The 23,236-nt window shown below is 54.8% G+C and carries 21 protein-coding genes; 13 read left to right on the top strand and 8 right to left on the bottom strand.

All coding sequences use genetic code 11. The annotated features are described in order from the left end of the window. Nucleotides 1–339 precede the first annotated feature (339 nt). From K0I31_RS09110 to K0I31_RS09130, 5 genes are read left to right on the top strand one after another with little or no spacing between them, the layout of a single operon-like run. Entirely contained in the window at nucleotides 340–498 is a 159-nt protein-coding gene (locus K0I31_RS09110) for a nitrate reductase (RefSeq protein ID WP_011865566.1), read from the top strand. A 39-nt stretch (nucleotides 499–537) separates the two neighbouring features. Next, nucleotides 538–795, top strand: a complete 258-nt coding sequence (locus K0I31_RS09115) for a chaperone NapD (RefSeq protein ID WP_041406610.1) — start codon at nucleotides 538–540, stop codon at nucleotides 793–795. Between the two features lie 2 nt (nucleotides 796–797). Then, nucleotides 798–3,287, top strand: coding sequence for a nitrate reductase catalytic subunit NapA (gene napA, locus K0I31_RS09120; RefSeq protein ID WP_220080810.1), 2,490 nt, complete (start codon nucleotides 798–800; stop codon nucleotides 3,285–3,287). Nucleotides 3,288–3,298: 11 nt separating this feature from the next. Beyond that, nucleotides 3,299–3,778 (top strand): nitrate reductase cytochrome c-type subunit, encoded by a 480-nt coding sequence (locus K0I31_RS09125; RefSeq protein WP_011865569.1) that lies wholly within the window; start codon nucleotides 3,299–3,301, stop codon nucleotides 3,776–3,778. A 10-nt stretch (nucleotides 3,779–3,788) separates the two neighbouring features. Beyond that, nucleotides 3,789–4,376, top strand: coding sequence for a cytochrome c3 family protein (locus tag K0I31_RS09130; RefSeq protein WP_011865570.1), 588 nt, complete (start codon nucleotides 3,789–3,791; stop codon nucleotides 4,374–4,376). Between the two features lie 86 nt (nucleotides 4,377–4,462). Here K0I31_RS09130 and K0I31_RS09135 read toward each other — a convergent pair whose 3' ends face one another. Next, on the bottom strand, nucleotides 4,463–5,383 hold the full coding sequence (locus tag K0I31_RS09135) for a LysR family transcriptional regulator (protein WP_220080605.1): 921 nt from the start codon (nucleotides 5,381–5,383) through the stop codon (nucleotides 4,463–4,465). Nucleotides 5,384–5,684: 301 nt separating this feature from the next. Here K0I31_RS09135 and K0I31_RS09140 point away from each other — a divergent pair, with 301 nt between their 5' ends. After that, on the top strand, nucleotides 5,685–6,182 hold the full coding sequence (locus tag K0I31_RS09140) for an excinuclease (RefSeq protein ID WP_220080606.1): 498 nt from the start codon (nucleotides 5,685–5,687) through the stop codon (nucleotides 6,180–6,182). A 175-nt stretch (nucleotides 6,183–6,357) separates the two neighbouring features. Here the strand turns inward: K0I31_RS09140 and ilvN are convergent, their stop codons facing one another. The 4 genes from ilvN to K0I31_RS09160 all read right to left on the bottom strand — a co-directional run bounded on the left by ilvN (nucleotide 6,358) and on the right by K0I31_RS09160 (nucleotide 11,342). After that, nucleotides 6,358–6,852, bottom strand: a complete 495-nt coding sequence (gene ilvN, locus K0I31_RS09145; protein WP_011865573.1) for an acetolactate synthase small subunit — start codon at nucleotides 6,850–6,852, stop codon at nucleotides 6,358–6,360. Further along, nucleotides 6,852–8,573, bottom strand: coding sequence for an acetolactate synthase 3 large subunit (locus K0I31_RS09150; protein ID WP_220080607.1), 1,722 nt, complete (start codon nucleotides 8,571–8,573; stop codon nucleotides 6,852–6,854). The genes ilvN and K0I31_RS09150 overlap by 1 nt, the downstream gene beginning before the upstream one ends. A gap of 453 nt (nucleotides 8,574–9,026) precedes the next feature. Beyond that, the gene (locus K0I31_RS09155) at nucleotides 9,027–10,250 is read right to left on the bottom strand and encodes a multidrug effflux MFS transporter (protein WP_220080608.1); all 1,224 of its coding nucleotides are present in this window, start codon (nucleotides 10,248–10,250) and stop codon (nucleotides 9,027–9,029) included. Nucleotides 10,251–10,454: 204 nt separating this feature from the next. Beyond that, complete coding sequence (locus tag K0I31_RS09160) at nucleotides 10,455–11,342, bottom strand: class II glutamine amidotransferase (protein ID WP_220080609.1); 888 nt, start codon at nucleotides 11,340–11,342, stop codon at nucleotides 10,455–10,457. A 231-nt stretch (nucleotides 11,343–11,573) separates the two neighbouring features. Between K0I31_RS09160 and K0I31_RS09165 the strand changes: the two genes are divergently transcribed. Further along, entirely contained in the window at nucleotides 11,574–13,457 is a 1,884-nt protein-coding gene (locus K0I31_RS09165; RefSeq protein ID WP_220080610.1) for a choice-of-anchor I family protein, read from the top strand. A 64-nt stretch (nucleotides 13,458–13,521) separates the two neighbouring features. Here K0I31_RS09165 and K0I31_RS09170 read toward each other — a convergent pair whose 3' ends face one another. After that, complete coding sequence (locus K0I31_RS09170; protein WP_220080811.1) at nucleotides 13,522–14,205, bottom strand: glutathione S-transferase; 684 nt, start codon at nucleotides 14,203–14,205, stop codon at nucleotides 13,522–13,524. Nucleotides 14,206–14,526: 321 nt separating this feature from the next. Here K0I31_RS09170 and trhO point away from each other — a divergent pair, with 321 nt between their 5' ends. The 4 genes from trhO (at nucleotide 14,527) to K0I31_RS09190 (ending at nucleotide 18,782) form a co-directional block, all read left to right on the top strand. Further along, nucleotides 14,527–15,507: an oxygen-dependent tRNA uridine(34) hydroxylase TrhO gene (gene trhO / locus K0I31_RS09175; protein ID WP_011865579.1), complete on the top strand. Its 981-nt coding sequence runs from the start codon at nucleotides 14,527–14,529 to the stop codon at nucleotides 15,505–15,507. A gap of 693 nt (nucleotides 15,508–16,200) precedes the next feature. Further along, entirely contained in the window at nucleotides 16,201–16,680 is a 480-nt protein-coding gene (gene slyA, locus K0I31_RS09180; protein ID WP_220073754.1) for a transcriptional regulator SlyA, read from the top strand. A gap of 5 nt (nucleotides 16,681–16,685) precedes the next feature. Further along, on the top strand, nucleotides 16,686–17,744 hold the full coding sequence (locus tag K0I31_RS09185) for an HlyD family secretion protein (protein ID WP_011865581.1): 1,059 nt from the start codon (nucleotides 16,686–16,688) through the stop codon (nucleotides 17,742–17,744). A 9-nt stretch (nucleotides 17,745–17,753) separates the two neighbouring features. After that, nucleotides 17,754–18,782: a DUF2955 domain-containing protein gene (locus K0I31_RS09190; protein ID WP_220080611.1), complete on the top strand. Its 1,029-nt coding sequence runs from the start codon at nucleotides 17,754–17,756 to the stop codon at nucleotides 18,780–18,782. Here K0I31_RS09190 and K0I31_RS09195 read toward each other — a convergent pair. Together K0I31_RS09195 and K0I31_RS09200 are read right to left on the bottom strand one after the other, a co-directional pair. Continuing rightward, complete coding sequence (locus tag K0I31_RS09195; protein ID WP_011865583.1) at nucleotides 18,779–19,582, bottom strand: slipin family protein; 804 nt, start codon at nucleotides 19,580–19,582, stop codon at nucleotides 18,779–18,781. The genes K0I31_RS09190 and K0I31_RS09195 overlap by 4 nt on opposite strands. Nucleotides 19,583–19,591: 9 nt before the next feature. After that, complete coding sequence (locus K0I31_RS09200; RefSeq protein ID WP_258406615.1) at nucleotides 19,592–21,268, bottom strand: NfeD family protein; 1,677 nt, start codon at nucleotides 21,266–21,268, stop codon at nucleotides 19,592–19,594. Between K0I31_RS09200 and yegD the strand changes: the two genes are divergently transcribed. Next, on the top strand, nucleotides 21,267–22,640 hold the full coding sequence (yegD, locus tag K0I31_RS09205; RefSeq protein WP_220080612.1) for a molecular chaperone: 1,374 nt from the start codon (nucleotides 21,267–21,269) through the stop codon (nucleotides 22,638–22,640). The genes K0I31_RS09200 and yegD overlap by 2 nt on opposite strands. A gap of 89 nt (nucleotides 22,641–22,729) precedes the next feature. Continuing rightward, the gene (locus tag K0I31_RS09210; RefSeq protein ID WP_220080613.1) at nucleotides 22,730–23,221 is read left to right on the top strand and encodes a CreA family protein; all 492 of its coding nucleotides are present in this window, start codon (nucleotides 22,730–22,732) and stop codon (nucleotides 23,219–23,221) included. The last annotated feature ends 15 nt before the right edge of the window (nucleotides 23,222–23,236 follow it).

The raw sequence follows: 23,236 nt of genomic DNA on the forward strand, positions 1-23,236 counted from the left end.
TATATTTTTACGATTTAGATCACATTTTGACTTACGAAATCGCCATTTTGTGACTATGTTTTAGTTGTTTATGAATAGCTAATTTATTCATTTTGTTGCTTTCTCAATCGAAATACGTGTCTAGGAGAGGTGATCTGGGTTTTATCTGCGACAAAAGGATGATCCAGATCAAACCTGCATAGAATTTACCGATTTAGGGGTATACAGAATGTTAAGAAGTTATTGATACCATAAATAACAGGAAGAAAAGTATGGTTTTATCGTTTGATTGGTCCACACCAACCACTGGCTAGCCTGCTTTATCTGCTATGAAAACCGGCATGACCCGTTGGAGGATGCATGAGTTCCACACCTAATGAAGAGAAAAGTTTAGAGCTAAAAATATTTGTGTTTCTAACCGTTTTTCTTGCTCCCCTGCTGTCAGTGTTACTCGTTTCTGGTTTGGGCTTCGCTATCTGGTTTAGCCAGATATTTACCGGCCCGCCAGGTGCAGGTTAACCCACTGTATTCGAACAATTATTAAGAGTGTAAATGTCAATGAGCAATGAACTTCACGTCACCAGTTTAGTGGTTCAGGTTAAGCCTGAATTTATGTCGAGTGTCAGACAGACAATCATGAAGATGGAAAATGCTGAGTTGTCTGTAAACGATGAGGTCAAGCTGGTCGTTGTGCTGGAAGGCATGACCCAGAAGGGCCTGATGGCTGACATTGAGGCGATCAACAAGATTGAGGGCGTGCTGTCCGCAGCCATGGTGTATCACCAGAGTGAAGTGCTTGAAGAGGTTGAAAAATGAAGATGAATCGACGCGAATTTATGAAGGCAAATGCGGCCATGGCCGCTGCCTCAGTGGCTGGTTTGGCCTTGCCTGCAACGGCAAGCAACCTAATTACCAGTTCAGAGCAGACTAAACTTGAGTGGAACAAGGCGCCATGTCGTTTCTGCGGTACAGGTTGTTCGGTCATTGTCGCGACACGCGACGGCAAGGTGGTTGCGACTCACGGCGACGCCGAGAGCGAGGTAAACCGTGGCCTGAACTGTATCAAGGGTTACTTCCTGTCTAAGATCATGTACGGCAAGGACAGACTGCAGAGCCCTATGCTGCGTATGACCAACGGCAAATACGACAAGCATGGCGAGTTCACCCCTGTGAGCTGGGACACTGCCTTCGATACCATGGCAGAGAAGTGGAAAGCCACCATCAAGAAGAAGGGCCCAACCGCCATCGGTATGTTCGGCTCAGGCCAGTGGACAGTATGGGAAGGCTACGCCGCCTCTAAATTGATGAAGGCCGGTTTTGGCTCTAACAACATCGACCCTAACGCCCGTCACTGTATGGCCTCTGCGGTAGGTGGCTTCATGCGTACCTTCGGTATCGATGAGCCTATGGGTTGTTACGATGACATGGAAAACGCCGATGCCTTCGTGCTCTGGGGTTCTAACATGGCCGAGATGCACCCCATCCTCTGGAGCCGTGTCACCGACCGTCGTTTGAGCGCGCCACACGTTAAGGTGTCTGTGCTATCGACCTTTACCCACAGATCTTTCGACCTGGCCGATCTCGGTATCGTCTTCACGCCGCAGACCGACCTGGCCATTCTGAACTTTATCGCCAACTACATCATTCAAAACGATGCGGTAAACTGGGATTTCGTCAACAAGCACGTTAACTTCCGCAAGGGTGAAACCGACATCGGCTATGGCCTGCGTCCAAGTCATCCGCTGCAGCAGAAAGCCAAGAACGTTAAGACGGCCGGCAAGTCTACGCCAATCGAATTTGATGCCTTCAAGGCCTTCGTTGCCGACTATGACGTGGCCTCTGTCAGCAAGCTTTCTGGCGTGCCAGAAGATAAGCTGATTGAACTGGCGAAACTCTACGCCGATCCAAATACCAAGGTGACCTCATTCTGGACCATGGGCTTCAACCAACATACCCGAGGTGTGTGGTGTAACAACCTGATTTATAACATTCACCTGCTAACAGGTAAGATCTCGACGCCGGGTAACAGCCCATTCTCGCTGACCGGTCAACCCTCTGCCTGTGGTACCGCCCGTGAAGTGGGTACCTTCTCGCATCGTCTGCCCGCAGACCTAGTGGTGAATAATCCAGAACACAGAAAGATTGCCGAGAAGATCTGGAAGATCCCAGATGGCATCATTCCGCCTAAGCCTGGTTACCATGCGGTAGAGCAGAACCGTCGCCTCAAAGATGGTGACATGAACTGCTACTGGGTACAGGTTAACAACAACATGCAGGCCGGTCCTAACATGAACGAAGAGGGCTTACCTGGCTATCGTAACCCTGAAAATTTCATCGTAGTGTCTGACGCCTACCCAACGGTAACTACACAGGCCGCCGACCTTATTCTGCCAACCGCCATGTGGGTGGAGAAAGAGGGCGCCTATGGTAACGCCGAACGTCGTACCCAGTTCTGGCATCAGATGGTGAAGGCGCCGGGCGAGTCTCGCTCAGATCTCTGGCAGTTGATGGAGTTCGCTAAGCGCTTTACCACAGACGAAGTCTGGCCAAAAGAGGTGCTGGCGGCAAACCCTGAGTACAAGGGCAAGACGCTGTTCCAGGTACTCTACCAGAACGGTAACGTAGATAAGTTCCCACTAGAGCAGGCCGATCCTAAGTACATGAACGATGAAGCCAAGCACTTTGGTTACTATGTACAAAAAGGTCTGTTTGAAGAGTACGCTACCTTCGGTCGCGGTCATGGCCATGACTTGGCTGACTTCGATACCTACCATGAGGTGCACGGCCTGCGCTGGCCTGTGGTTAACGGTAAAGAGACCAAGTGGCGCTTCCGCGAAGGCAGCGACCCTTATGTGAAACCAGGTACAGGCTTCCAGTTCTACGGTAAGCCAGATGGTAAGGCGGTTATCTACGCATTGCCATACGAGCCTGCCGCCGAGTCGCCAGATGAAGAGTTTAACCTCTGGTTATCGACCGGTCGTGTGCTGGAGCACTGGCACTCAGGTTCTATGACCCAGCGTGTGCCCGAGCTGTACCGCGCCTTCCCGGATGCCGTCTGCTTCATGCATCCAGAAGACGCCAAGAAACGCGGCCTGCGTCGCGGTGATGAGGTGAAGGTGGTTTCTCGCCGTGGTGAGATCAAGACACGTGTCGAGACCCGTGGCCGTAACAAGCCGCCTGTCGGTCTGGTCTTTGTGCCTTGGTTCGACGCCAGCCAGCTGATTAACAAGGTGACGCTAGATGCGACGGATCCTTTGTCTAAACAGACTGACTTTAAGAAGTGCGCAGTTAAAGTAGTTAAGGCATAAGGAGAATCACCATGAAATCATTGAAACTTGTAACCTTGGCGACTCTGGTGACTCTCTCTGTCGGCGCGACCTTTAGCAGCGTGGCTGCCAGCGTGCCCGATGAGAAGGTTGCCACCCTCAGGCAGGCGCCGCTCGACACTAACCCGACGCCGCCTGTGATGCAGAAGGTGCGTAACACAGACGTTAAGCAGGTGCGTAACTATCCGATGCAGCCGCCGGTGATCCCCCATAAGATCGACGGCTATCAGATAGATCTTAAGGTGAATAAGTGTATGTCGTGCCACGCCCGTAAGCGTGTTGGCGACTCACAGGCACCTATGGTGAGTGTGACCCACTACATGGACAGGGAAAACAACTTCTTAGCGGATCTTTCTCCACGTCGCTATTTCTGTACTCAGTGCCATGTGCCCCAGCTGGATGCAAAAACCTTGGTAGGTAATGACTTTATCGATATCGACCACTTGATTAAAGCTGAAGCAGCTAAGCACTAGGAGCGGCCGTATGTTAGATAAGTTGAAAAAAATCTGGCAGGTGTTAAGAAAGCCCAGCGTGCATTTTAGCTTAGGTTTTCTTACCTTAGGCGGCTTCGTCGCGGGGGTGATCTTCTGGGGGGGATTCAACACCGCCCTGGAAGCCACCAACCAGGAAGCCTTCTGTATCGGCTGTCACGAGATGGAAAATAACGTGTATCAGGAGCTGAAGTCGACGATACACTTTACCAACCGCAGTGGTGTGCGTGCGACCTGTCCGGATTGTCACGTGCCTCACAACTGGACAGATAAGATAGCCCGTAAGATGCAGGCCTCGAAAGAGGTGTGGGGCAAGGTATTCGGCACCATCAACACGCGTGACAAGTTTGAGGCCAAGCGCCGCGAACTGGCAGAGCATGAATGGGCACGACTCAAGGCCAACGATTCGCTTGAATGTCGTAACTGCCACAATTTCGACTACATGGACTTTACTCGTCAATCGACACGTGCGGCCAATATGCACTCCACATCATTGGCCAGCGGCGAGAAGACCTGTATCGATTGTCATAAGGGTATTGCTCACCACTTACCTGATATGAAAGGGGTCGAAGGCTTCTAGTTAAGGCTTAGCGCTTAAGACACCATCTCCAAGTAAAAACGCCAGCATTCATCTCGCTGGCGTTTTTTTTATTTTTTTCTCGAAGCTTAAGATTGCACCGAGTCGATGATCAGTTCCCTGAGCCAGCGATGGCTGGGGTCCAGATCGAAATGTTTATGCCAGAGCAGCACATAGGTACCGGGCACCATCTGTGTGGGGATTGGCAGTGATACCAGCTTAAACTGCCCCATCATCACCTTGGCGTATTTGGCGGGCGAGCAGAGGATGAGGTCGCTCTGCTCGCACAGCTGCATGGCGCTGTTAAAGTCGGTGAGGTTGACCGCGATGTCCCGCTTGAGGTGCTTCATCTGCAACACATCATCCAGCAGCCAGTGGGAGATCCCACCGAAGGTGACCTGCAGATGGCGATACTTCAAAAAGGTACTCAGGTTCCACTCCTCTTGCAGCAGGGGATGACCTTCGCGCACCAGACAGAGGGAGTGATCCCGGGTCAGCTCGACGAAGCGCAGGGCGCTGGGCAGGTTGTTGATATGCTGCAGCGAGCGCTCGTCCCACTCCCGGCAGGCGATGCCTAGATCGGTATCGCAGCGCAGCAACCGCTCCATGCTCTCGCTATGCCAGGTGTTGCTGTCTAAGGTGATCTTAGGTGCCTGCTTGAGCAGCTTGGGCATGAAACGTGGGTAGGTTAGTGAGTAGGCGGTCTCCACTAACTCGAGCCGAAAGCGCCTATGGCTCTTGGAGGGATCGAAGTCGCTGGGGCGGGTGAGGGAGGAGACCTGACTCAAGATCTGGCGGATCTCCGGCCCCAGCTGCTTGGCCTTGGGGGTTGGACGCAGGCCGTGAGCGGTGCGCTCGAACAGCTGATCGTCGAATGAGTCTCTGAGCTTATTGAGCTGTTTACTCACCGCAGATTGGCTTAGGTGCAGGCGCTCGGCGGCGGCCGTGACGCTCTGCTCTTCCAGCAACACCTCCAGCAGGGGAAGCAGGTTAAAGTCGAATGCTTTCAATGGGAATTCCGTTAGGGGATGGTGTTAACTGCTGCCATGATAGCCAGCTGGCAGGTTTTTAGGTAGCCCTATCTCAAAGTTTGCCTTTGGCTATTTACCTTTAGCCATGGAGTTGGTTATGCTCGGCGATTCCCACGGCGTATGCCTTTGGCTGTGTATGCCGAGACTGGCATTAATCTAGCGCGCCGGGAAATAAGTTGGACACTGACAGGACTGTCGGTCTGGTAATGTTAATGGAAGTGCTAGTGTGAACTAGTGCGCGGCGTGAGGATTAACTCATGCCAAATCAACGGAATTTGTAATGATGAAAAAGATACTGCTTGTAGGTTTGACCTCTCTGACTCTATGTTCTCCGCTGGCCTTTGCCAGAGATGATGTCGGCAACTATAACATCGCCTCAGTGCTTAATTCAGATGCGGCCAAGGCCAAGCTGGGCAGTGATGTCAGCTTCTACTTTGGTGAACAGGCCTATGGTGAGCCTGTGCAGAAACTGGGTGAGCTGAAGACCAACAAGAAGACCAATGCGTTTAATAAGTCAGATCAGGAAGCCTGCGAATGGGTCTTCCTGTCGGCGATGATTGCCCTTAAAAATAGCGCACTGAAGCAGGGCGGTAACGCCATAGTGAATATCAAGTCTAACTATAAGAACAACCTGACCTCGAGTGAAGAGACCTTCCAGTGTGGCGCTGGCGCCCTGATGGCGGGTGTGGCGCTGACCGGTGAGGTGGTTAAGCTGGCCGAGAGTGCTAGTTCTGATAGTGTTAATGCCGAAAACGTTAGCCCCGAAAGCGTTAAATAAATCGTTTGATATTCAAGGACCATTTTGAGTTAGGGCTTTTTGTTTAAGGCCCTTGGGTTGAGACTCTTGGTTTAGGGCTATTGGGTTGAGGCTTTTCGTTCAAAATAATAAAAACGCCAGCAAATGCTGGCGTTTTTTGTGCTTATTGATTAGTCGCTAACGATTGGGTATGCACTTAGGCGCGCATCGCCTTCTCGCCGCGGCACAGGCCGACCACACCTGAGCGGGAGACCTCAATCACCTTAGTCACCTCGCCGATGGCGGCGATGAAGGCATCGAGTTTATCCGAGGTGCCGGCCATCTGAATGGTATAGAGCTCAGAGGTGACATCCACTATCTGACCGCGGAAGATATCGGCGGTGCGCTTCACCTCCTCACGACCCGCGCCCTTGGCTTTCACCTTGATCAGCGCCAGTTCGCGCTCGATATGGCTGGACTCGGTAATGTTGGACACCTTGAGAATGTCGATAAGCTTATGCAGCTGCTTCTCAATCTGTTCAAGCACCGCCTCGTCGGCCACCAGGGTAATGTTGAGCCTGGAGAGGGTAACATCATCCGTCGGCGCCACCGTCAGACTCTCGATGTTGTAGCCGCGCTGGGAGAAAAGGCCTACCACACGGGATAGGGCGCCGGGTTGGTTTTCGAGTAATACAGAAATAATTCGACGCATTAGCTTTTCTCCGTCTTGCTTAGCCACATTTCATTCATCCCGCCACCGCGGATCTGCATTGGGTAGACGTGCTCCGTCTCATCGACGCTGATGTCGACGAAGACCAGCTTGTCCTTCATGGCAAGGGCCTTCTCGAGTCCGGCTTCCAGTTCGGCCGGGTCGCTGATGGTCATGCCCACGTGGCCGTAGGCCTCGGCGATCTTGGCAAAGTTAGGCACTGAGTCCATGTAGGAGTGGGAGTGACGACCCGAGTAGATCATATCCTGCCACTGCTTCACCATACCGAGGAAACGGTTGTTTAAGTTGATAATTTTAACCGGCGTATCGTATTGCAGCGCGGTGGACAACTCCTGAATATTCATCTGGATAGAGCCATCGCCGGTGACGCAGATAACCGTCTCGTCCGGCTTGGCCATCTTCACCCCCATGGCGGCTGGCAGGCCAAAGCCCATGGTGCCCAGCCCGCCCGAGTTGATCCAGCGTCTTGGCTTGTTAAATGGGTAGTAGAGGGCGGCAAACATCTGATGCTGACCCACGTCCGAGGCCACGTAGGCATCGCCATTGGTCAACTTGTGCAGTGTCTCGATCACCTGCTGTGGCTTGATGCGCTCGCTGCTCTTGTCATAGGCCAGACTGTTGCGACTGCGCCACTGATTGATCTCGCTCCACCAGTAGTCGATGGCGCCTTCATCATTTTTCATCGACGGCTCATCGTCCAGCAGAGTCAGCATGTCATTTAGCACGCTATCGGCCGAGCCCACGATGGGGATATCCACCCTGACCGTCTTGGAGATAGAGGAGGGGTCTATATCTATGTGCAGTATGGTGGCGTTGGGGCAATATTTTTCCACATTGTTGGTAGTGCGATCGTCGAATCTTACCCCGATGCCGAAGATAAGGTCGGCGTTGTGCATCGCCATGTTGGCCTCATAGCAGCCATGCATGCCGAGCATGCCGACGCTATTGGCGTGGGTGCCGGGAAAGGCGCCCAGCCCCATTAAGGTGCTGACCACCGGCAGGCCGAGTCTGTCAGACAGTTTAAGGATCTGCTGGTCTGCGCCCGAGATCACCGCGCCGCCGCCCACATAGAGTACCGGCTTCTTGGCCTTCAACAGGGCCTGCAGGCCACGGCGGATCTGTCCCTTATGGCCCGTCGTCGTCGGGTTATAGGAACGCATGTTTATCTCATCCGGATATTGGTATTCGTGCAATATCTGTGGGTTGAGACAATCCTTGGGAATGTCTACTACCACAGGGCCGGGACGACCGGTAGAGGCGATGTAGAAGGCCTTCTTGATGATGGCAGGAATATCCTTGGCGTCTGTCACCAGGAAGCTGTGCTTCACCACGGGGCGGGAGATGCCTATCATGTCGCATTCCTGGAAGGCATCATTACCAATTAAGTTGCTGGGGACCTGTCCAGAGAGGACGACCAGCGGAATTGAGTCCATGTAGGCGGTGGCAATCCCCGTGATGGCATTGGTGGCGCCTGGGCCAGAGGTGACCAGCACCACACCCACCTTGCCGGTGGCGCGGGCATAGCCGTCGGCCATGTGCACGGCCGCCTGCTCGTGGCGTACGAGAATATGTTCTATACCGGATTTTTGGTGCAGGGCATCGTAAATATCGAGTACCGAGCCACCTGGATAGCCGAAAATGTGTTTAACGCCTTCATCGATTAATGATCGGACGATCATGCTGGCGCCGGAAAGTTTTTCCATTGGTGATCCCTCTTAAGTTACCGCGACGGTATGCAGTATCTTGATACAGCGACGGTAATCGCTCTAAACATAGAGTCTGGAGGGTAATCCAGACTCGCGCTTCACCCGAAAGCGGTCGGCTTGGGGTGACTGTTGCCAATGAACAGAATTTCATCATATTCAATAGATAAATGAATTCAAGCCTTTTATCAGCAAAGTTTGCCAAGTTGAGCAAAACTCACGTTCGAGGCGGGAAAGCCTTTGGCCTAAGTGGCGGTTTGATGGGGGGTGAGCGCCGCCCTCAATCTTTAATCGGGCGATGTAGACTTTAGTCTCAGAAGGTTATTTTATGGCATCGCCGCCCAATTGAGTCATCGGGCGACGTTTGTCTTGGTGGCGAAGCTAATGGCGAGTTTGACGGTGAATCTAACGTAAGCGTGGCAAGTTAATGCGGTAATTGACGTATCAGCACCGTTAGCCCTGTCTTTGCTGTGAATGAGCCAGGAATTGGCATAGGCCGACCAGCAGCACGGCGCCAAGCATGAGCGCCGAGAAGGGCACCGCTGTGCCTGTGTAGAAGAGCGCCAACAGAGGGCCAGCCAGGGCGCCAAAGCCAAATCTCAGGGTGCCGATCACCGCCGTCGCCGTGCCGGTTTCTTGCTGAAACTTCATTAGCACTATGGCATCGGCATTGACCGACATCACACCCAGGAAACCCATGAAGGGGATGAGCGCCGCCACGGTAAAGTGATAGCTAAGCCCCAGCAGGTTAACGCTTAATAAGCCAAGGCCGGCGACGGCCGCCAGCAATGTGGCCACCTTGAGCATGCGGCGCGAGCCATATTTAACCACGATGCGGCTGTTGATCACGTTGGCCAGCATCAGGGCGCCGACATTGGTGCTAAAGAGGATGGCGAACAGGCTCTTATCCAGACCAAACACCTCCATGTAGACGAACGGCGAGGCGGTGAGGTAGCAGAAGAAGGCAAATGAGGTCATCACGCCGCTGGCGATATGCAGCTTAACGCCAGGCTTGGTAAACACCACAGCGTAGGCGCCGAAGAAGGAACGTTGACTGCGAGTCTCGGTTTGCGCGTCACTGGGCATTCTTAGCTTGCTCAGTACCAAAACGAGCAGCAAACTGGCGTAACAGGCCAAGATGAAGAAGATCAGGTGCCACTCGCCCAGCTCGAGGATCAGACTGCCCATAGTGGGGGCGATGAGCGGCGCCAGCATCATGATCAGGCTGACATAGGACATCCCCTTGGCGGTGTTCTTGCCGTAGACCTCCTTGATGTAGCCGGGCACCACCACTGTGGCGGCGGCGCCGATGAAGGCCTGCAGAAATCTCAGCCCCAGAAATACCTCGACGCTAGTGACGAAGGCCAGTGCCAGGCTGATCAAACCAAAGCCGGTTAAGCCAACTAATACCAAGGGGCGGCGGCCGATGCGGTCGGCGATGGGGCCGAAGGTGAGCATGCCAAGGGCGTAGCCCGCCAGATAGAGACTGAGGGACTGCTGCACAGTGGTGACGCTGGAGTTGAAGCTTTCGGCCAGGGTCGACATGGCAGGCAGGTACATGTCGATCGCCAGCGGCGTGATGGCGACTATGGCCGATAACATGGGGATCAACAGGGCCAGATTGGGGATGCCCTGGGGTTGGCTAAGCTCAGATGACGGGATCGACGCTTTGTTCACTCATACCTCTTGTGACCGAATTTAAGACAATTTGTGGGGGTGATAACAGGTGATGGGGATGTTATCTGGGAGAAGAACGATTGTACGGGATCTCGCCTTGCCTTGGCCAATGCTTTATTGCGCTTAGGCTAATGCAAGCCGAGCCGATTTGTAACAAAACCTTGCTAGGCGGACTAGGCCCGCTAGCGAGTCATCTAACTAGGGTTAAAGCTCGGACTGAAATGGCAGGTCCAGCTTGCGCTGACTCACCCGCTCGTTGCCTATGGCGCTCACCATGTGGTTGCGCTCCACCTTGGTCCAGTGCTCGCTCTGATCCGTTGGCGGCTCCGAGCAGATGATGATGCAGGCCTGCTCACCCTCCTGAACTGCTTCCGAGTGGGGGATAAATTCGATCCCCTCCTGGCATTCGTTAACCTTGCCGCGACCGAAGAAGAGGGAGGCGGGTTTGACGCCCTCAAGCGTGGCGAAACGGGTCACGACCGTGTGTTTACCATCGGTGACGGCAAAGTTGATGAAGGCGTTGGTGTCGGCACCCGCTGCCTGACGTAGGCGCATGATGCAGGCGATGGTCGCCTCCATCGCGTTTTCCAGTTGACTCAGGCTGGCCTGCTCGGCAAATTCCAGCATGTCCATGAAGAGGGCGAAGGCATATTCTGAGTCCGTGTTGCCTTTGATCAAGGCAAAGGCGCGATCCGAGAGCTGATTGAGCAGCTGACGACGAAACTTATCGAACTGATCCAGGCGGCCGTTGTGCATCCACAGGTAATGCATGCAGGAGAAGGGGTGGCAGTTGGCCTGGCTGACCGGCATTCCCTTGGAGGCATCGCGCACGTGGGCAAAATAATGCTGGGTCTCTACCTTCTCGGCGATCATCTTGAGGTTACGGTTGCTCCAGGCGGGATCCACGTTGACGAAGGTCGCCGGGATAGGATCATCCTGGGTGGGATACCAGCCCAGGCCAAAGCCGTCGGCGTTGGTGGGCACTTTACGTTTCTGGGCGTATTTGCTCTGCATCACCAGCGAGTTGGAGGCCTTAAAGATCAGGGGAGACATCAGCGCCTTGGGGCCGCTATAGGTTAAAAATCTGCACATGGACTCATCTATCCGAAATCATACCGACTCAAAATTTAGCGCGAATCGCGCGGGCGACAAAGGGAAATTTACGCCCCAGGCTAATTTTCCCCTTGCCTGTCGTTAAACTGTCATCTCCACGTCATGAATTCGTCTTATCTCCGCCTTAGCTTAGCGCAATTTATAGCCTATTTATCCGCCGCTTGGCGGTTCTTACTTAGGCGTACTCAGGGCAAGCAAAAGGATTAGGCGATGAATAACAAGATGAAGAAAACGGCGATAGCTGTGGTCGTGGCAACTTTGGGTCTGACGGCCTGTAGCGGCGATGACGGCAAAGATGGTGCAAATGGTAGCAATGGCACAAACGGCGCGAATAGCCTGGTTGCATTTACCCAGTTGCCTGCGGGCGACCTTACGTGTCCACTCGGTGGACAGATGATACAGACAGGCCTGGATCTCAATGGCAATGGCGTGCTGGACAGCGATGAAGTTAACGCCGAGCAGACCCAATACCTTTGCCGTGAGACGGTGTCTGGGCTAAGTGCCGAGCTGGTGGGCCGTTATGAGTCTGGCGTCTATGGTCAGAGCGCCGCCGAGATCGTCGGTTTTCATGTGGCAAGCAAACGTATCTTCGTGGTGAACGCCCAGAGCGGCAAGGTGGATATCGTCGATGCGGCCAACTTAGCCGCCAGCCCGGCAGCAGGCAGCGATGCCCTGATGCTCAATAACCTGCCTAAGCTGGCAGTGCTGGATGTGGCGCAAGATCTTGGCCTGGCTCGTCTTGGCGGCGTCAATAGCCTGGCTATTTATGGCGATCTGCTGGCGGTGGCCATAGAGCGCGGCGATGAGGTGGGTAACAGCAAGCTGGGGATGGGCTATGTTGCCTTCTATCGCATCGATAGCGCCGGTGAAGCCAGCCTTATCCATGGTGTCGAGGTCGGTGCACTGCCAGACAATGTCGTATTCAGCCATGATGGCAAGCAAGTATTGGTGGCCGGTGAAGGTGAGCCGAGCGATGACTACAGCGTCGATCCGCTGGGCACGGTGGCCATCATAGCCGTGACCGATGGTATGCCGGCGACCAGCGCGACCTTACTGGATTTCAGCGACTTTAATCTGGGCGGCGCGCGTGAAGCCGAGCTGTCGAGCGACATCAAGATAAACGGCCCGGGTGCCAGCCGCGCGCAAGACTTGGAGCCTGAATATATCAGCGTATCGCCAGACGATAAGCTCGCCTATGTCAGCCTGCAGGAAAACAACGCAATTGCGGTGATCGACATTCCAAGCAAAGCAGTTAAGGCCATCTGGCCCCTCGGCTTTAAGGATTTTGGTTTAGCGAAGAATGCGATCGATGCCAGCGACAAGGATGACAGGGTCAATATTCAGGCCTATCCGGGTGTAGTGGGCCTGTATCAGCCCGATACTATCGCCAGCTACCAGTGGCATGGCAGTGACTTTGTGGTAACGGCCAACGAGGGGGATTCTCGCGACTACGGCGGCTTCTCCGAAGAGGCCCGCGCCGGTGACCTCACGCTCGATGCTAACCATCCGCAGTTTGCCGCGGCCCGGGACAAGACGCAACTGGCGCGCCTTAAGGTGACTACCTCAATGGGAGATGAAGATGGTGACGGTGACTTCGACAAGATAGTGGCCTACGGCGGTCGCTCATTTTCAATTTGGGATCAAAACGGTCAGCAGGTGTTCGACAGCGGCAGCGATTTCTCCCGCATCACGGCAGCACTGCTGGGGATGAACTTCAACAACAATAACGAAGAGAATAAGGGCGACAGCCGTAGCGACGATAAAGGCGCCGAGCCCGAGGCGCTGGCGATTGGTGAGATTGAGGGTAAGCGCTACGCCTTCATCGGCCTGGAGCGCACCTCTGGCTTCATGATCTATGAGATCACCAACCCATTTGCGGTGAAGTTTGTCGACTATGTGGTCAATCGCGACTTCGAGGTTGGTTTCGAGATCGATGGCAGCGACATCACAGGTTCGCCTGAAGCGGCGGGGGATCTAGGCCCAGAAGGGATGAGCTTCGTGGCCGCGGCCGACAGCCCCAACGGTAAGCCGCTGCTGATCATAGGCAATGAGGTGAGCGGCAGCACCAGCGTGTATCAGTTGTCGCTGCAGTGAAATTCAGCATAGACAGATAGGAAGGAAAAAGGCGCCTGAGGGCGCCTTTTTTGTATGCTCCCGGTTAGTTTTCTAGCAGGGAAAAGCTCTCACCACTGTCGAGCCAGGTGGGGTATTTCTTCATGATGGCGGTAAAGACTGGGCTATCTATGTGATTGGCGAGCCATGCGCGCACCTTAGGGTAGGGGGCGTGTTGCCACCAGGTATTATCCACGTGGGCAAACTGGCGCACGAAGGGGAAGATGGCATAGTCGGCGACGGTTGTAACGTCTGCCATCAGCTGGGCGTGTTCGTTCAGCCTGACTTCTAGCCTGGCGATAAAGCGCTCGCCCTGGGCACGATAGTCTTCTTGCGTCTGCTCTGGATGGCGATCGGCGTACTTATACTTATCCAGCCAGGGCTTAAATTCATTGTCGTTTTCAGTGATCAGCGCCATGGCGGCTTGTTGCAGGTCAGGCTCATGGCTGAGGAGCAGCGCTTCTGTTTTATCATCTCCCTTCTGATCTCCCTCTTTGGCCTTCTTACCGAGCGCCCACAGCATGATCGATAGGCTCTCGTCAATCACGCTACCATCTTCTAAGATCAATACTGGCACTGTGCCCTTGGGGCTGGCCGCTAACATGGGCTCGGGCTTATGTTTGAGCACTATTTCTCTGAGTTCCACCTCCTGGCCAGCGAGAAAGAGGCCCAGACGGGCGCGCATGGCATAGGGGCAGCGGCGAAACGAATATAATATGGGGTAGGCCATGGGGTCTCCTTGATTGCTGGCGCTATTCTTCATGGCTTTGCGCCAAATCGCAACCCCGAATGGCTTTTCGTCTTATTGAGCAGGCGACCGCGCAAAGGGTAATAAAATACCCTTACTTTTTCTGCCTGTTTGTTTAACTGTGATTTAGGTAGAATTCGCCTCCATTTTGCGCGCTAAGTCACTTATGGTCATGCTTAGGTTGATACTTAGGTTTATTCTCAGCTTCATGCTTGGGTTTATTCTGAGGTTCATACTTAGGTGGTGAGCGCGTCTATCCATGCACTGGGGATTAAGCCTCAGCGAGCAGTTTAAGAGGTTGATATGTCTCAGTTTGTTGTATGTGCGTTATATAAATTTGTCTCCCTGCCGGCCTTCGAAGCCCTGCAGCAGCCTTTGCTGAAGGAGATGGAGTCCTTAGAGATCAAGGGCACTTTGCTGTTGGCCAGTGAAGGGATTAACGGTACGGTTGCCGGCAGTCAGGCGGGGATCGATAGTCTATTGGCCTGGTTAGACGCCCAGCCAGGGCTGGATAATATCGTCTACAAGCTGTCATTTGACGATGAGATGCCTTTCTATCGCACTAAAGTTAAGCTGAAGAAAGAGATAGTCACCATGGGGGTCGAAGGCATAGATCCCCGTAAGGTGGTGGGCACCTATGTGAAGCCTAAGGACTGGAACAAGCTGATCTCAGATCCCGAGGTGCTACTAATCGACACCCGTAACGACTATGAGGTCAACATAGGCACCTTCAAGAATGCGGTCGACCCTAAGACCCAGACCTTCAGAGAGTTTCCCGACTATGTGAAGCAGAATCTGGATCCTAAGCAACACAAGAAGGTCGCCATGTTCTGTACCGGCGGCATTCGCTGTGAGAAATCCACCGCCTACCTCAAAGAGCAGGGGTTCGATGAGGTGTATCACTTAGAAGGTGGGGTGCTTAAGTATCTGGAAGAGGTTAAACCCGAGGAGAGCCTCTGGGAAGGCGAGTGTTTCGTGTTCGACAATCGCGTGTCGGTCAACCATCAGCTGGAAAAGGGACAGTATGACCAGTGTAATGCCTGTCGTCTGCCTATTACCGAAGAAGACAAGCAAAGCGAGCATTATGTGCAGGGCGTAAGCTGCCCACACTGCATCGACAAGTTGTCTGACAAGCAGCGCAAGCGTTTCGTCGAGCGTGAGCGTCAGGTGCAACTGGCCAAGTCACGCGGCGAGAGCCATATCGGCAGCGATGTGAAGCAGGTGATCGAGGCGCGCCGTCAGGACAAGGTCGAGCGCAAACAGCGCCAGCACCAGGAAGGCTAACTGGTCGGCTCTGATATCTGCGCGATTGTTTGGGCGAAAAGCCAGAACAGCTTCTATACTTAAAGGGCTGCTAGAGATGAGTTGCATCGGGCGACCTGTCTGCTTGATGAGCAGTATTGGCGAGGATGTAGATAGCCTTTCAGTTTTTAGAGTCTGAGCCAATGTATTCAGAGTAAGAAGCAAAGGCGAGTGTTGTGTTATGCAATGCTCGCTTTTTTATTGGCTGGGTTTTGTCTAATGATTCCTGGTGAGTAGAAGAGAAGTCAGTTGCTGCGTTTGAGCTAGTTGCCCTGAACCAAGCGCCGTGCAGGCTAAGACGTTAGCTGCTGGTTAAGATGTTAGCTGCTGGTGACCATCAGCCTGTTTGTCTTTATAGCTTTGCCCTGTGTCCTTTTTCTATTCGGTGACATATGCCGAGAAACCCGCTATATCCAATAGTTTTCATTGTTTAGACTTCTACCGTCTACCGTCTACCCCTCAGTTTTTCTAATTCTCTTTTCCGTTTTCACTCATTTCCTATTAACTCACCTAATTCATTATTTTTAGGCTTCTAAGTGGGTGAGGGCGCCAGGCGATGCAGATCCTGGATGTAATTTATTTTCATTTCGCTATTTACTTAGCCTGCTAAATAAATATAATGCTTAGCATGCTAAGTAATTTGTCGGGTGTCGCTACCCAGCAATGAGGATCAAGATGACAGCAGAAAATCGAGATTGGGCCGAATCGTCCAATGCTGAGCGAGTCGCCAGGCTCGCAAGACTTTGGCGCATGGTCGCCGATGCCGAGCTTGCCCCATTGGGCTTGACCCATAGCCGCTGGAGTGTGCTTTGGAAGCTCTATCGCATGGGCCAGCAGACCAGTCAGAAAGATCTGGCCGAGGCCCTCGAGATAGAGTTGGCGTCCTTGATGCGCACCCTGAGTCAGCTGGAGCAGCAGGCTCTTATCGAGCGTCACTGCTGCGAGCATGACAAACGCGTACGGCGCGTCTCCCTGACCCAGGCCGGCCTGGATCTGCTGGCCTTCATCCGTCAGCGCATTATCGATCTGCGCGCCGAGCTTTATCAGGGCGTCAGCCCAGAGCAGCTCGAGGCGTTCGAATTTGTGCTCAACCGCATCAGCGAAAACGCCGTAAAGAAATTACACCCCACCGCCACAGATAAAGAGGAAAAGTAGAAAGCATGACACCGGATCAGCAATTTGCCCGTTTAGTTAAGTTTGCCAGCATCGGCTTCATCCTGCTGTTTGGTTATTTCCTGGTGGCCGACCTTAAGATGCCACTGACCACCCAGGCGATGGCGACACGCACTATTACCCAGGTCGCGCCTCAGGTGAGTGGCCGAGTCGTCTCGGTACAGGTCGCCAATAACCAGAAGGTGCAGCAGGGGGATCTGCTGTTCAGCTTAGATGCCACCCCTTTCTTGCTGGCCCAGGAGCAGGCCGAGTTGGCCCTGGAGCAGGCGAGACAAGATAACGCCGAGTTAGATGCGGCGATTGCCGCCGCGACTGCCGAGGTGAACGCCAAGGAGATCGCCTACGCGCTCAAGCAGCGTGAGGCCAAACGTATTCAATCACTCTATGCTAATCAGAGCGTGTCACAGCAGATGATCGATCAGGCCCAAACTGAGGTGAAAGCCAGTCGCTCACAGTTGCTGGCCGCCAAGGCGCAGCTGGCTAAGGTACAGACCCTGAGGGGCTTACCGGGCGAGGATAACCTCAAGCTGCGTCAGGCCAAGAATCGTCTGTCTCAGGCAACATTGGCCCTGAGTTATACCCAGATCCGCGCCGAACACGATGGTGTGGTCACCAACGTGCAGTTGGCCTCGGGCAACATGGTGAATCAGTCGACGCCCGTCATGGCGCTGCTGCTGGATAATGTGGATGTGATCGCCGATTTTCGTGAGAAGAACCTGCGCCACATCGCCCCAGGCGCGACCGCGCTGGTGGCCTTCGACGGTCGCCCGGGCGAGCTGTTTCAGGCGAGCGTCAGCAGTGTCGATGCCGGTGTGAGTCAGGCCCAGTTCGATGCCAACGGACGTCTGGCGACCCCAACCGAGTCAAACCGTTGGGTGCGAGATGCCCAGCGTTTCCGTCTTCACCTGGAGCTGGCCCCCGATGTGGCCATAACCCTGCCGGCCGGCGCCAAGGCAACCGTGCAGCTTCAGCCAAGCAATGTGATCTATGAGCTGTTTGCCAAGGTGCAGATCAAGTTCATCAGCCTGCTGCATTACATCTACTAGGGGCGCAGCGTGTTAATTCGTCATCATCCCTTAAGTGCCAACGATCTGCGCCAGTGTCTGCGTATCGCGACTGGCGCCACCTTGGGCTTTCTTAGCTGCAAGGTGCTGGAATTTAACTACGGGGTCTTCTTTACCGTTCTACCCATGTTGATGCTGGGGATCTTGCCCAAGATGTCGCTGCATGTGGTGCGACAGGTGATGGCCTCGTCCGCCATCGCCATCATAGAGGTGGCGCTGCTGGCCGAGTATTTCGGCTCGCACCCGATAGTGATGTCTATCGTCGCCTTTTTGCTGTTTCTCTACCGCTTTGCCTGCATGTCCCGCGGCAGCCTGTTTCTGTTTGGCGCCACAGGGGTGATTAGCCTGAGCATCATGCTGCACTTTGCCAGCTACCCGGATACAGATGTGACAGAGCTGGCGATCAATAACTTTATGGGTTGTGGTTTTTCCGTGCTTATCGCCTATCTGATGATGTACCTGTTTCCCGACGTCGATGCACGGGCGCCTATGGCTGCCATGCCTAAGGCGCCCCATCGCATGCGTCACGAGGCGCTGATGGGGGCGACTATCGCCACCATCTCCTTCGCCGTGTTTCAGGTGTTTGATCTGCGTGATTCTCTGGCGGCCCAGGCGACCACATTGTTGTTACTCTTTCCCATGCACTGGAACGGCGCCCTGGGTTATGCCAGACGCCGCGCCGTAGGTACCATACTCGGGGTGACCTGTGGCCTGCTGATGCAGCTGCTGCTCTATACCTGGGCCCATGAGCTGGTGCTCCTGCTGCCGTTGTTCTGGTTGGTGACCCTGTTGTTTAGTCAGGCTCATGTGACCGAGGCGATGGGCTCTGGGGTGGGATTCGGCGCCATGACCACCATGGGGGCCCTCTATGGTCAAAACCTGACGCCGGCGAACGATCTCATCTACAGCAGCCTCTATCGCGGTGCGAGTATCTTAGGCGCCATAGTGCTTACTCTGATGGCCTGCTACCTGGTGCATCTGCTGCTTAACCGCTTCGAGGCCACCCGTTTCGGCCATTAGTCTTCCGTTTTCTTTGCCGGGGTCTCCTCCTGGTCGCTAACCCGATTTAGCACCCCCTTGAGGAGGTCCATCGGCAGAGGGAAGAGGATGGTCGAGTTCTTCTCGCCGGCGATCTCTGTCAAGGTCTGCAGGTAACGCAGCAAGATGGCGTTGGGCGACTTTTTAAGGTTCTGCGCCGCTTCTACCAGCTTGGCCGAGGCTTCCATCTCGCCCGAGGCGTGGATCACCTTGGCGCGCCGGATCCGCTCCGCCTCCGCCTGTCTGGCGATGGCGCGCACCATGGTCTCGTTGAGATCCACATGTTTTATCTCCACGTTGGAGACCTTGATCCCCCAGCCGTCGGTGCGGCTGTCGAGGATAGACTGAATGTCGGTGTTGAGCATGTCGCGATTGGCCAGCATCTCATCCAGCTCATGTTGCCCGAGTACCGAGCGCAGTGTGGTCTGCGCCAGTTGTGAGGTGGCCTGCAGAAAATCCTCCACATTGATTATCGCCTTCTGGGCATCTATCACCCGAAAGTAGATCACCGCATTGACCTGCACGGAGACGTTGTCGCGGCTGATCACATCCTGAGTCGGCACATCCATCACCACGGTGCGCAGATCCACCCGCACCATCTGTTGCACCAAGGGGATCACTATGATGAGCCCAGGGCCCTTGACCCGGTAGAAGCGACCCAGCATGAAGATCACCCCGCGTTCATATTCCCGCAGGATCTTGAAGGTGCTGATCAGCAAAGACACCAGCAGGAAAATGAGGGCGACGAAGAACAGCTGGGTATTGTAGGCTAAGGCTTGCATATCAACCTCCTAAGGATTGTCTGAATCGGGCAGCGTCGCCGCTGGGGTGACGATCAGGGTAAGCTTGTCGCGTCCAAGTACGACAACCGTCTCACCCGTCTGGGTCTGGGTATCGGATCTGGCCTGCCAACACTCGCCGCCCAGGGTGACCAAACCATACTTCTCGAAGCCTTTCACCACCTTAGCACTGGCGCCGATGAGCAGATCGTCGCCACTGACGTTGGCGGCCTTACGCGCCTTCCACAGGCTGGAGAGTACCCAGAGAGAGAAACCCGAAGCGGTAACCGTCACCGCGGCAATCAGCGGTAGTGAGATGGAGAGATCGCCGCCCTCGGCATCGATAAGAAACAGCGAGCCCAGGGCGAAGGCCGCGATACCACCCAGGCCCAAAATGCCGAAGCTGGGCACCATGGACTCGGCGACGATAAGGGCTATGCCCAGCAGGATAAGTCCAAGCCCGGCGTAGTTGACCGGCAGCAGCTGAAAGGCGTAGAGGGCGACCAGGAGGGCGATACCGCCGGTGACACCGGCAACGCCTATGCCAGGGCTGTAAAACTCCAGCAGCAGGCCATAGATACCGATCAGCATCAGGATATAGGCGATGTTGGGATCGGTTATGGTGGCGATGACGCGATTGCGCCAGCTCTGCTGATGGGGCGTTAGACTCACACCAGCGAGGGACAGGCGCTTAGCCTTGCCATCCACCACCACGCTGAAGCCTTCGAGCTTGGCCACCAACTCTTGTGGATCGGCCGCCATCAGGTCGATCACATTCTGGGCCAGCGCCTCATCTGAGGTAAGGGTAGCGGCATCGATGACCGCACGCTCGGCAAACTCGACGTTACGCCCCCTCAGGTTAGCCAGGGAGCGAATATAGGCCACCGCATCGTTGAGCACCTTGTGGGCCATGGCATCCTTGTTGTCCTTTGGCGTTGACTCGGGAGTAGACTGGCCCGCGCCATTTTCTTGTGCTGCCTTATCCTGGGAGCCAGATTCTTTGGGATCAGAGCCAGAACCTGAACCGGAACCAGAGTCCTGGGGTGACGAAGGCATGCCCAGCTGCACAGGCGTGGCCGCACCTAGCGTGGTGGCGGGTGCCATGGCGGCGATATGGCAGGCATAGAGCATATAGGTGCCGGCGCTCATGGCTCTGGCGCCCGGCGGGGCTACCAGACAGGCGATGGGGATCTTGGATGCAAGGATCGCCTGATTGATGCTTCTGAGACTGGTGACCAGCCCCCCGGGGGTATCTAGCACTATCATGATAAGCTCGGGTCGCTGCTCAACCGGCAGGCGATTGGCACGTTCTATCTCTTCGCTTAGGTATTCACCTATGGCCGGGCCTATGGCGCCGCTAAACTGCAGCAGGGGAATGGGTTGGGGCGTGGTTTGCCGTGCGGACTCACTGTTTTCCTCTGCGGCCGACACGCTCTTACCCAGGCCCAGCGCTATTAGTAAGAGCAGCAAGAGCAGGGGGATAACACTCAATGAACGTCGGTTTAAGCAGTGCATAACGACTCCCAATATCCCTTTAAGTTTAGTCGATTTCCCATGGGCGATATTTGCGTCGGCATTGGCGGACGCTTTTGTCGGCGCCTGGGTGGTAGGTATTTGAGTCGGCCGCTTGTCTTTTATGCTGAGTGTGTTATTTTGCTCGGCTTTTTCATGGGCGGGAGCGCTTAGCATGTTTGTTGGATTCGATTATGGCAGCGCCAACTGCGCCGTCGGTATTATGGATGGGGAAAGGGTGCAGCTGCTGCCCCTGGCGGGGGATTCTCACTACCTGGTATCGACCCTGTATGCCTTCGACCGTGAGCTGATTGCCGAGGCCGTCTATCAGCAGCTAGCTGGTGAATTGAAGGCCGATTATGCCAAGCTACGATCGGCGCAGCTGAGCCGGGCCCGTCATGCCCGTCAGGCGCTTGATCTCGACGGTGATGAGCAGGCGGTGTTTGTCGGTGAGCAGGCGGTGGTCCATTATCTTGAGATGCCCGAAGAGGGCTTCTATGTTCGCTCGCCTAAATCTTTCCTGGGTGCAACCGGTCTGCGAGCGGATCAGATCGCCCTGTTTGAAGATATCGTCACCCTGATGATGATGCATATCAAGACCTTGGCGGATAAGCAGTTGGGCGCTAAGGGAAGCGCCACCCATGCGGTGATCGGTCGCCCAGTCAATTTTCAGGGCATAGGCGGCGAGGAGAGTAACCGTCAGGCCGAAGCCATCCTGGCACTGGCAGCCAAACGCGCCGGTTTCATCGAGGTGAGCTTCCTGTTCGAGCCCTTGGCGGCGGGTATGGATTTCGAGGCCAGCCTGACCCAGGACAAGACAGTGCTGGTGGTGGATGTGGGCGGCGGTACCACTGACTGCTCTGTGGTGAAGATGGGACCGTCTCATATGGCAAAGGCCGATCGCAGTGAGGATTTTCTGGGTCACAGCGGCCAGCGTATCGGCGGTAACGATCTGGATATCGCCCTGGCGATGAAGGCCTTCATGCCCCACCTTGGGCTGGGGTCTCAGATGGTCAATGGCCTGCCAGTGCCCAGCCAACCCTTCTGGAATGCGGTAGCGGTCAACGACATCAGCGCCCAGCGTGACTTTGCCAGCCTGACCAGCCGCAAGATGATAGAGGAGCTGATCAAGGATGCCGAGCGCTCGGATCTGCTGTCGCGCCTGCTCAAGGTGCAACGGGATCAGCTCGGCTATCGATTGGTACGCAGCGCCGAGGGGGCGAAAATTGCCCTGTCAGATGATGCCGCCACTCAGGCGAGTCTGGATTATGTCGATGCTGCGCTGGTTGCCGAAGTCGATCAGCAAGGCTTCGTTGAGGCGATCGCTCAGCCTGTGGGCTTGATCCAGTCCTTAATGGCTGAGGCAATGGCTAAAGCGACGGACAAGGCGCAGGCCGATATCATCTATGTCACCGGCGGTACGGCCAAGAGCCCGGCGATTTACCAGAAGATTGCCCAGATGTATCCTGAGACTGAGATTGTGGTTGGCGACCACTTTGGTAGTGTGACCGCCGGACTAACCCGCTGGGCGCAGAAGGTGTTTGGCTAACGCAATAAGGTGTTAGGCCGTCAAGGCGTCAAGGCAATAAATCCACAAAACAACGAGACAACAAGGCTAAGAGGCAACAAGGAGAGAAGATGAATGCTTGGATTGGAATCATGTTTGTCGCAGCAACAAGCCTGCTGACCGGCTGCGGTGATGATGTGGGCAAGGTGAGCCTGGGGGTCTTTACTACCAAGGATGTGATTATCGAGGCCAGGCAAGATCCTAAAATCCCCGGCGTGACCTGTCATATCAGTCGTATCGAAGCGAATCTGGACTTTGCCGATCCGTCGGATATGGGGATCGCCTGCCGTCAGACAGGGCCGATTTTGCCTGCGGATCTCGCCAATATCGACAAGAGTCACGGCGGCGAGGTGGTGTTTAAGGCCTCACTGAGTATCTTGTTCAAATCCCTCAAGGTGAGACGCATCTATGACGCCGACAGCCAGACGCTGATCTATCTCTCTTACTCCACTAAGGAGACAGATGGCAGCCATAAGCACAGCCTGTCGACCGTACCCCTGTACGGCACCCAGGTCTGGCAAGCGCCTGCGGCGCAAAACGGAGCGCCAGCGGCTAAAAACTGAGAGTCAGCGGCTAAA

The sequence above is a fragment of the Shewanella spartinae genome (assembly GCF_019457555.1).
Lineage (GTDB): Bacteria > Pseudomonadota > Gammaproteobacteria > Enterobacterales > Shewanellaceae > Shewanella > Shewanella loihica.